Here is a 10,314-nt window from a genome sequence, read left to right on the forward strand (position 1 = left end):
CCACGTCGGCCGCGCGCCCGGGCTCGTGAACACGTACTGAGGAGCAGCGTTGACCGACACAAAGATCTTCGAGAACGAGCAGGACTTCATCGAGCAGTACCGCGAGGCCTGCCTCACGCGCTACGGCACCCCCTTCGAGGAGCTGCCCGACAACGAGCGCTACTTCGCGCTCGCCGAGCTCATCGCCAACAAGGGCCGCGCGATCTTCCCGACCTCGCACCCCAAGGAGGCCAAGAAGGTCTACTACTTCTCGCTCGAGTTCCTCCTCGGTCCGCTGCTCGACAACTACCTGATCAACTTCGGCGTGCGCGACCTCGTGGCAGCCGGCGTGCGCGACATGGGCTCCTCGCTCGAGGAGCTCTGCCGCCAGGAGGCCGACCCGGGTCTCGGCAACGGCGGCCTGGGCCGCCTGGCCGCGTGCTTCCTCGACTCCATGGCCCACGAGGGCATCGCCGGCTACGGCAACGGCATGCGCTACCGCTACGGCCTGTTCCGCCAGTACATCGAGGGCGGCCGTCAGGTCGAGCGCACCGACAACTGGCTCGCCAACGGCTTCCCCTGGGAGACCCGCAAGGACGGCAGCGCCGTGGTGGTGCAGTTCGGCGCGCAGGTCGTGCGCCACGAGGGCGAGAACGGCAGCTACTGGTTCACCCAGGAGGGCGGCGAGAAGATCCGCGCCGTCCCGTACGACGTGCCCATCATCGGCTACGGCGGCAAGGTCGTGAACAAGCTGCGCCTGTGGTCGGCCGAGCCCTACACCGAGGATTTCGACCTCGACGCCTTCAACGCCGGCGACTACGCGCGCGCCAACAAGTTCCGCTCGGACGTCGAGGCCATCTCCACGATCCTGTACCCCAACGACGCCGGCGAGCACGGTCGTATGCTGCGCCTCAAGCAGGAGTACCTGTTCGTCTCGGCCGGCCTGCAGACCATCCTGCGCACCTACGAGCGCGACTTCGGTCCCGACTGGGAGCACCTGGGCGACCACGTCTGCATCCACACCAACGACACGCACCCCGCCATGTGCGGCCCCGAGCTTATGCGCCTTCTCGTCGACGAGAAGGGCGTGGACTTCGACCTCGCCTACAAGGTGGCCAAGCAGACCATCTCGTTCACCAACCACACGGTCATGCCCGAGGCGCTCGAGAAGTGGCCCATCAACACGTTCCGCACGCTGCTGCCGCGCGTCTACATGTTCATCGAGGAGGTCGACCGCCGCTACCGCGACAACCTCGCCCAGCACCTCTCGCCCAACGACGGCACCTGGACCGACATCCTGTCCAGGACGGCCATCCTCTGGGACGGCCAGGTCCGCATGGCCAACCTCTCGATCATCTTCAGCCACTCGATCAACGGCGTCTCGGCGCTGCACACGCAGATCCTCAAGGACTCCGTGTTCCACGAGTTCTACGAGCTGATGCCGCACCGCTTCAACAACAAGACTAACGGCGTCTCGCACCGCCGCTTCCTCTGCGAGGCCAACCCGCCCTACGCCAGGCTCATCAACGAGGCCATCGGCGACGGCTGGATGGACGACGCCGACGAGCTCGAGAAGCTCGTGCCCTTTGAGCAGGACGCCAGCTTCCTCGAGGGCATGGAGGCCGCCAAGCGCGCCGACAAGGAGCGCCTGGCCGCCTACATCAAGGAGACCTCGGGCGTGGAGCTCGACTGCAACATGGTCTTCGACGTGCAGGTCAAGCGCTTCCACGCCTACAAGCGCCAGCTGCTCAACGTCTTCAAGGTGCTCGACGTCTACAACCGCATCCTCGCCGACCCGAGCTACAGCCCGCGGCCCACGGCCTTCATCTTCTCGGGCAAGGCGGCGCAGAGCTACACCTTCGCCAAGGAGGTCATCCGCCTCATCAACTCGGTGGCCGACGTCATCAACGGCGACGAGCGCGCCAACGACAAGATCAAGGTGGCCTTCGTGCCCAACTTCGCGGTCTCCAACGCGCAGCTGATCTACTCCGCCGCCGAGATCTCCGAGCAGATCAGCGTGGCCGGCGCCGAGGCCTCCGGCACCTCCAACATGAAGCTCATGATGAACGCGGCCATCACGCTGGGCACCCTCGACGGCTCCAACGTCGAGATCTCCGAGCTCGTGGGCCCCGAGAACATCAAGATCTTCGGCCTGCACGCCGACGAGGTCGAGGCGCTGCGCGCGTCGGGCCGCTACTACGCGTGGGACCAGTACAACGCCGACCGCGACCGCCTGGGCCGCATCGTGGACATGCTCACCGACGGCTCGCTCGCGCGCCTCTCGGGCAACTTCGACAGCATCCACGACTACCTGATGGTCGACAACGACCCCGACCTCGTGCTGCGCGACTTCCACGCCTACGTCCAGGCGTGGGACGAGCTGACCGCCGCCTACGGCGACCGCCAGGCGTGGAACCGCTCGGCGCTCCACAATACCGCCAAGGCCGGATACTTCTCCTCAGACCGAACGATTCGTGAGTACATGTCGGACATCTGGCACATTTAGGAGTATGTGTTGGGGGCTTTCGCTCCCGTGTGGGTTGTCGAAAGGAGTGGGGGTATGAGCAAGAAAGAGTGCATCGCCATGCTGCTGGCCGGCGGCCAGGGCAGTCGTCTCGGTGCGCTGACGAGCAACGTCGCCAAGCCGGCCGTCTCGTTCGGCGGGAAGTTCCGCATCATTGACTTCGCGCTGTCGAACTGTGCCAACTCGGGGATCACCACGGTGGGCGTGCTGACGCAGTATCGCCCGTATCTGCTGCACAGCTACATCGGGACCGGCGAGGCCTGGAACCTCGACGAGCGCGGCGGTGGCGTGTCGATCCTCCCCCCGTTCGCCACGCAGAGCGGCGGCGCCTGGTACGAGGGCACCGCTGACGCCGTGACCCAGAACCTCGGCTACATCGAGACCAACGATCCCGAGTACGTGCTCATCCTCTCCGGCGACCAGCTCTATCGCATGGACTACGACGACATGCTGGAGACCCACAAGAAGAACAACGCCGACCTCACGATCGCCGTCATGCCGGTGGCGTGGGAGGAGGCCTCCCGCTTCGGCATCCTGACCGCCGAGGAGGACGGCCGCATCACCAAGTTCACCGAGAAGCCCAAGAAGCCCGACAGCAACCTCGCCTCGATGGGCATCTACATCTTCACCACGGACCTTCTCGTCGAGACGCTCAAGGAGGATGCGCTCGACCAGACCTCCGAGCACGACTTCGGCAACAACATCATCCCGAAGCTCCTCGAGCAGGGCAAGCGCCTCTACACCTACAAGTTCGAGGGCTTCTGGCGCGACGTCGGCACCATCTCGAGCTACCACGAGACGAGCATGGACCTGCTCGGCCCCGACCCGGCCTTCGACATCTTCAGCACCGACTTCCCGATCATGAGCAACGCCTCCACGCGCCCGCCCGCGTTCGTGGGCCGTGACGGCACGGTCGACGACTGCCTCGTGGCCAACGGCTGTCAGGTCTACGGCACGGCCCGGCACTCGATTCTCTCGACCGACGCCTACGTCGGCGAGCGCGCGACCGTCGTCGACTCGGTGCTGCTGCCCGGCGCCGTGGTCAAGGACGGCGCCAACGTCGTGCGCGCCATTCTCGGCGAGAACTCCGTGGTCGAGGAGAACGTCAGCGTCGGAAGCGTCGACCAGACCAAGGACACCGCCGTCATCGGAAACGACGTTGTCGTTGGGAAGGGGGAGAACTAGTCATGGAGAAGGTCATCGGCCTCATCACCTGCAACTACTCCGCCAAGGAGTCCAGCCCGCTCACCGAGAGCCGCCCCGTGGCGTCGCTTCCCTACTTCGGTCGCTACCGCCTGGTCGACTTCGCGCTGTCCAACATGGTCAACTGCGGCATCCGCACCGTGGGCATGGTCATGCCGTACAACTACCGCTCGATTATCGACCACGTGGGCTCCGGCAAGGACTGGGACCTCGACCGCAAGAACGGCGGCCTGTTCATCCTGCCCGGCTCCGCCTTCGGCACCTCCCGCACCGGCTCGCGCTTCCTGCTGCGCGACCTCGTGCACAACAAGAGCTACTTCACGCGCTCCTCGGCCGACGCCGTGATCTGCGCGACGGCCAACTTCGTGTACAACGTCGACCTCAACAAGGTCTACGACGCGCACAAGGAGTCCGGCGCCGACATCACGGTGCTCGCCAAGACGGCCTCCGAGAAGGACGCCGACGTGACGGCCCTCGAGGTCGTGGACGGGCGCGTCTCGGGCACGCACCACGGCGTCACCTTCGGCGAGACGATGTTCCTCGACTGCTTCGTCATCAACCGCCAGCTGCTGCTCGACATGTTCGACTGGTACGCGCCCACCGACTACCTCGACCTCTTCGAGGCCATGTCCGGCGACTACGGCCGCGTGAACGTGCAGGTCTACAACTTCGACGGCTATGTCGCGCCGATCTTCAACAAGCGCACGTACTACCGCGCCAACATGGACCTGCTCGACCCGCGCATCACCGGCGAGCTCTTCTCGCCCGAGCGCCCGATCAAGACCAAGACGCACGACACCCCGCCGGCCAAGTTCGAGGTGGGCAGCCACGTCTGCAACTCCGCGGTGGCGTCCGGCGACCGCATCTACGGCAGCGTGAGCGACTCCATCCTGGGCCGCAACGTCATCGTGGAGGCCGGCGCGACCGTGCGCAACTCCATCGTGATGCAGGGCTGCGTGGTCAAGAGCGGCGCGCGCGTCGAGAACGCCATCGTGGACCGCGCCAACGTGGTCCCCGCGGGCACCGAGATGCGCGGCACCCCCGAGGACATCCTCATCAAGGAAAAGGCACACGAGTAGGCAAGAGGGGGAGCTTTGACAACTGCGAACGCAAAGCGCAGGAAGCTCAGGGTCCTCTTCGCGTCCTCTGAGGCCGTCCCGTTTGCCAAGACGGGCGGCCTCGGGGACGTGGCCGGCTCGCTTCCCCGCGCGCTCAAGCACGCCAGCGCCCGCGTGGGCGTGATTCTGCCCAAGTACGCGAGCATCCCGCAGGAGTACAAGGACCGGATGAAGCACGTGGCCGACTTCTACGTGCCCCTGGCCTGGCGCAACGAGTACTGCGGCATCGAGAAGCTCACGCTGCAGGGGCTCGACTTCTACTTCGTGGACAACGAGGCCTACTTCAAGCGCGACGGCATCTACGGCTACTACGACGACGGCGAGCGCTTCGCCTTCTTCAGCAAGGCGATCTGCGAGGCGATCGCCAAGGTGCCCGAGCTCGAGTGCGACGTGCTGCACTGCAACGACTGGCAGACGGCGCTGTGCTGCGTCTTCCTGCGCGAGTTCTACCAGCAGGTCCCGCAGTGCGCCAACGTCAAGACCGTGTTCACGATCCACAACGTGAAGTTCCAGGGCCAGTTCTCGGACAAGATGCTCGACGGCGTGCTCGGGCTGGGCCACATCCCGGCCGCGCGCGACCAGCTCCGCTGCGACAGCGACTCCATCAACTTCATGAAGGGCGCCCTGCTCTACGCGGACTACCTCACCACGGTGAGCCCGAGCTATGCCTACGAGCTGCAGATGCCCTTCTACGGCGAGGGCCTCGACGGCATCTTCCGCATGCGCAGCGGCTCGCTGGCGGGCATCCTGAACGGCATCGACCAGACCATCTGGGACCCGGTCAGCGACCCGATGATCGCGGCCAACTACAACGCGCAGGACCTGGCCGGCAAGGCCGAGTGCAAGCGTGCGCTGCAGGAGGAGCTGGGCCTGGCGCAGGACCCCACGCGCCCGCTCGTGGTCTCCATCGGCCGCCTCACGGACCAGAAGGGCCTGGGGCTGGTGCGCTACGCGATGGACCACCTCATGCAGCGCGGCGTGCAGGTGGCCATCCTCGGCACCGGCGACAAGGACCACGAGGACGCGTTCCGCTACTTCGACGCCAAGTACGGCGACCAGATGTGCGCGCGCATCGCCTTTGACAACGCGCTCTCGCACCGCATGTACGCGGGCGGCGACCTGCTGCTCATGCCGTCGGAGTTCGAGCCGTGCGGCCTGTCTCAGATGATCGCCATGCGCTACGGCACCCTGCCGCTCGTGCGCGAGACCGGCGGCCTGCGCGACTCGGTGGTCCCGTACAACAAGTACACCGGCGAGGGCACGGGCTTCTCGTTCGCCAACATGAACGCCGACGAGATGGCCGACACCCTGCTGGGCGCCTGCGAGATCTTCTGGACGCAGCCGGACGCCTGGCACCAGCTCATGCTCCAGGCCATGGCCGCCGACTTCAGCTGGCGCCGCGCCGCCAACGACTACATGGACATCTACCATGAGCTCCACCCGGAGATCATCAGGTACAACAAGCGGAGAGACAGGTAGCAGTTGAGGGCACGTCACGTCACGTCCGACCTGGAGTACAGGAACCCCTTCGGAGCCGTCCAGCTGGGCGGCTCCGTCACGCTCAGCATCAACGTGTGGGACGAGGAGGTCGTCTTCTGCAACCTGCGCGTCTGGACCGACGAGCGCGGCGAGGAGCTCTTTGAGATGCGCGGCACGGACATGGGGTCCTACCTGCACTTCTCGGTGGAGTACACGCCGCGCGAGACGGGCGTGGCGTGGTACAGCTTCGACATCGAGGCCAAGGACGGGTCGGTGTGGCGCTACGGCGCGCGCGGGGGCGGCTGGGTCACCGGCGAGGGCGCCTTCGCCTACGGGGACCCGCCGTCGTTCCAGCTCACGGTCTACAAGCCGCGCACGCCGCAGCCGCGGTGGTATCGCGAGGGCGTGGTCTACCAGATCTTCCCCGACCGCTTCGCGCGCGGGGAGGACTGGCGCGAGCGCGCCGCGGACTCGCTGGCCATCCAGCGCAAGGGCGGCCCCGACCGCGCCGTGCTGGAGGACTGGGACACCCCGCCCAGCTACGCGCGCGCCGAGGACGGCAGCGTGGCGCGCTGGGACTTCTACGGCGGCACGCTCGAGGGCATCCGAGAGAGGCTCGAGTACCTCGAGGATTTGGGCATCACGGCGATCTACCTCAACCCGATCTTCGAGGCGGCGAGCAACCACCGCTACGACACGGCCGACTACCTGCGCATCGACCCGATGCTCGGCGACGAGCAGAGCTTCCGGGCGCTGTGCGTGGACGCCGCCGAGCGCGGCATCTCGATCATCCTGGACGGCGTCTTCAACCACGTGGGCGCCGACTCGCGCTACTTCAACCGCTTCGGCACCTACGCGGAGCCGGGCGCCTGGCAGGGCGACGCCTCCCCGTACCGCGACTGGTTCACCTTCAACGACGACGGCACCTACGCCGGCTGGTGGGGCGACCAGAACCTCCCGTCCGTCCGCTCGGACTGCGACGCCTTCCACGAGCTGGTGTGCGGCCGGCACGGCGTGATCCGGCACTGGCTGCGCTCCGGCGCGCGCGGGTGGCGCCTCGACGTGGCCGACGAGCTCACCGACGAGTTCATCGCGCAGATCAAGCGCGCCCTGCTCGCCGAGAGGCCCGACGGCGTGCTCATAGGCGAGGTCTGGGAGGACGCCTCCAACAAGCAGGCGTACGGCAAGCTGCGCCACTACTTCCAGGGCGCCGAGCTCGACGCCACGATGAACTACCCCGTGCGCGAGGGGCTTCTCGCGTACGTGTGCGGCCACATCGGAGCCGGTGAGCTGGCCGAGCGCCTGGAGCAGCTGCGCGAGAACTACCCGCGCGACAACTTCTACTCGGCGCTCAACCTGGTGGGCAGCCACGACCGCGAGCGGCTGTTCACGGTGCTCGGCGGCGCGCCCGACCCCGACTCGATCCCGGAGGAGGAGCGCGCGGGCTGGCGCCTCACCGACGAGCAGGCCTCGCTGGCCGTCTCGCGGCTGTGGGTGGTGGCGCTGCTGCAGATGACGCTGCCGGGCGTGCCCTGCGTCTACTACGGCGACGAGCGGGGCGTCGAGGGCTTCCGCGACCCCTACAACCGCGCGAGCTTCCCGTGGGACGGCGGCCGGGCCGACTGCACGGCCGTCTACCGCAACGCCATCGCGCTGCGCCGCGCGCTGCCGGTGCTGGTCGACGGCGAGTTCGAGCCCTTCTCGTCAGGTGACGACGTCTTTGGCTTCTGGCGCGGCACGGGCGAGGAGCGCGTGTGCGTGCTCGTCAACGCGAGCCTGTCCGACGCGCGCACGGTGCGCGTGCCGGTGGGCGGCCAGCAGGTGAGCGACCTCGTGTCCGGGCAGGTCCCCCGCGTGAGCCACGGCCAGGCCGAGGTCTTCCTCTGGCCGCTGGGTACCGCGGTGCTGCACTTCCACGACGAGCGGCGTCTGCAGGCCCCGCTCGAGCGGGGCATGGGCGTGCTCTGCCACGTGACGTCGGTTCCCAACGGCGGGGAGCCGGGCACGCTGGGCGCGCCCGCGCGGCGCTTCGTGGACTGGCTCGCCGCGGCGGGGCAGAAGTACTGGCAGGTGCTGCCCGTGAACCCCTGTGACCGCTTCGGCTCGCCGTACGCGGGGCTCGGCGCCTTCGCGGGCAACCTGGCGCTGCTCGAGGAGGGCGAGGAGGAGGCCCTGGCCGCGCTCGAGCGCGTGGGCAACGACCCCGACTACCTGAGCTTCCACACCGAGAACGACTACTGGCTCCGCCCGTACGCCACCTTCCGCGCCGTCAAGGGGCTTCTCGGCGACGAGGTCCCCTGGCAGGAGTGGCCGGAGCCCTTCCGCACCTACTCCCCCAAGCTCGCCGACGACCCGCGGCTGAGCAAGGCGGTCGAGTCCGAGTGCCGGCTGCAGTACCGCTTCCAGCGCGAGTGGGAGGACCTTCTCGCCTACGCGCACGAGCGGGGCGTGCGCATCATCGGCGACATGCCGATGTACGTCTCGGCCGACTCCGCCGACGTGTGGAGCGAGCCGGACATCTTTGACCTGGACGAGAGCGGCTATCCGCGTCGCCAGGCGGGCGCCCCGCCCGATGCCTTCGCGCCCGAGGGGCAGCTGTGGGGCAACCCCACCTATCGCTGGGACATCCTGCGCGAGCAGAACTACGGCTGGTGGCTGCGCCGCTTCAGCCGCGCGCTGGCGCTCTACGACATGGTGCGGCTTGACCACTTCATCGGGTTCTCGTCGTTCTACGCGATCCCGGCCGGGAAGGACGCGTCGACGGGCTCCTACGCCTACGGGCCCGGTCGCGAGCTCTTCGAGGCGGCACGCGCCCAGTTTGGGCCGCTGCCGTTTGTGGCCGAGGACCTGGGCGTGGTCACGCCGGCGGTTCGCGCGCTCATGTGCTCGACGGGCTTCCCGGGCATGGACGTGGCCCAGTTCTTCGACGGCGACGTGCGCGAGGGCTACGTCCCGCGGCCCGAGACCGTGGCCTACACGGGGACGCACGACAACCAGACGCTCGTGGGCTTCTGCGAGAGCCGCTTCGGCGCGGGCCGCGAGGAGGCGGTCGGGCTGGCGCGCGACATCATGGACCGCGTGCTAGCCTCCGACGCCGACGTGGCGATCGTGCCGCTGCAGGACGTGCTCGGCCTGGGCGACGAGGCGCGCATGAACGTACCGGGCGTGGCCGAGGGCAACTGGGACTGGCGCGCGGACGCCGACGAGGTCACGGCCGTGGGCGGGCTGCTCGCCGAGATGGCCGAGAGGGGCGGCCGCATCCTGGGATAGCGCCGCGCGGGCCTCGTCGTCGTGCTATGCTCGCGGGTGGAACGTGGAGAAACCGTGGCGGGCCGGCGCCCGCCGCTCGGCTCAAGGGAGGGTCTCATGTTCTGTCCCAAGTGCGGTGCCCAGGTTCCCGACGGCACCAAGTTCTGTCCCGCGTGCGGCACCCCGCTGAATCCCGCTGCTCCCGCGGGCGGTTCCGCGCCCGCAGCCGGCGCCTCCGGTCCCGTTGTCACGCCCGTCGCGCCCGCCGCTGGCGACAAGGCCGCCGCGGCGCGCCTCGTGAGGCTCGTGGCCGCCGTGGTCATGATCGTGGCCTTCTTCCTGCCGTTCGTGGGCACGAGCATCTTTGGCTATGAGTTCAGCTTCAGCGCCTTCAACGCCGCCTTCGGCATCGACTTCATGGGGCAGCACCTCGACGGCAACCCCGCTGCGCTCCTGTTCGTGGTTCCGGGCGTCGTCGCCCTGCTGGGAGCCCTGCTCGCCAAGGGCAAGGCGGGCAACATCCTCTCGATCGTGTGCGGCGCGGCGCTGCTCGCGCTTCTCGCCCTCAACGTCTCCAACGCCAACGAGTCGCTGGGCGGCTACATCACGGTCAACCTGCTGATCGGGTCGTGGCTGTTCATCATCGCCGGCATCGCCAGCATCGTCGGCGGCGTGCTGGGGCTCGTCAAGAAGTAGCGCGTGCCGCGGCGGGGTCTTGCTGCTCAAGGTTTCGCGGAAGTCGGAGGGTTCTTCTCGGCTTTG

The 10,314-nt window shown here is 67.8% G+C and carries 6 protein-coding genes; all 6 read left to right on the top strand.

What is annotated here, in order from left to right; all coding sequences use genetic code 11:
* The first annotated feature begins 49 nt into the window (after nucleotides 1–49).
* The 6 genes from ACWTSU_RS07610 to ACWTSU_RS07635 all read left to right on the top strand — a co-directional run bounded on the left by ACWTSU_RS07610 (nucleotide 50) and on the right by ACWTSU_RS07635 (nucleotide 10,248).
* The gene (locus ACWTSU_RS07610) at nucleotides 50–2,485 is read left to right on the top strand and encodes a glycogen/starch/alpha-glucan phosphorylase (RefSeq protein ID WP_455139360.1); all 2,436 of its coding nucleotides are present in this window, start codon (nucleotides 50–52) and stop codon (nucleotides 2,483–2,485) included.
* 54 nt (nucleotides 2,486–2,539) lie between these two features.
* Nucleotides 2,540–3,688, top strand: coding sequence for a glucose-1-phosphate adenylyltransferase (locus ACWTSU_RS07615; RefSeq protein ID WP_455139362.1), 1,149 nt, complete (start codon nucleotides 2,540–2,542; stop codon nucleotides 3,686–3,688).
* A gap of 2 nt (nucleotides 3,689–3,690) precedes the next feature.
* A complete protein-coding gene (glgD, locus tag ACWTSU_RS07620; protein ID WP_455139364.1) occupies nucleotides 3,691–4,785 on the top strand; it encodes a glucose-1-phosphate adenylyltransferase subunit GlgD in 1,095 nt (364 codons plus the stop codon).
* A 15-nt stretch (nucleotides 4,786–4,800) separates the two neighbouring features.
* Nucleotides 4,801–6,303 carry a glycogen synthase GlgA gene (glgA, locus tag ACWTSU_RS07625; RefSeq protein ID WP_455139366.1) on the top strand — a complete coding sequence of 501 codons (1,503 nt, stop codon included), beginning with the start codon at nucleotides 4,801–4,803 and terminating at the stop codon, nucleotides 6,301–6,303.
* Between the two features lie 3 nt (nucleotides 6,304–6,306).
* Nucleotides 6,307–9,573 (top strand): 4-alpha-glucanotransferase, encoded by a 3,267-nt coding sequence (locus ACWTSU_RS07630; RefSeq protein ID WP_455139368.1) that lies wholly within the window; start codon nucleotides 6,307–6,309, stop codon nucleotides 9,571–9,573.
* A gap of 96 nt (nucleotides 9,574–9,669) precedes the next feature.
* Nucleotides 9,670–10,248 (top strand): zinc ribbon domain-containing protein, encoded by a 579-nt coding sequence (locus tag ACWTSU_RS07635; protein WP_455139370.1) that lies wholly within the window; start codon nucleotides 9,670–9,672, stop codon nucleotides 10,246–10,248.
* Nucleotides 10,249–10,314: the final 66 nt, after the last annotated feature.

The organism is Thermophilibacter sp. (genome assembly GCF_966187215.1).

Excerpts from the sequence above, each read along its gene's own strand:
- ACWTSU_RS07635 (WP_455139370.1), top strand. The coding sequence starts at position 9,670 with ATGTTCTGTCCCAAGTGCGGTGCCCAGGTTCCCGACGGCACCAAGTTC.
- ACWTSU_RS07615 (WP_455139362.1), top strand. The coding sequence starts at position 2,540 with ATGAGCAAGAAAGAGTGCATCGCCATGCTGCTGGCCGGCGGCCAGGGC.
- glgD (WP_455139364.1), top strand. The coding sequence starts at position 3,691 with ATGGAGAAGGTCATCGGCCTCATCACCTGCAACTACTCCGCCAAGGAG.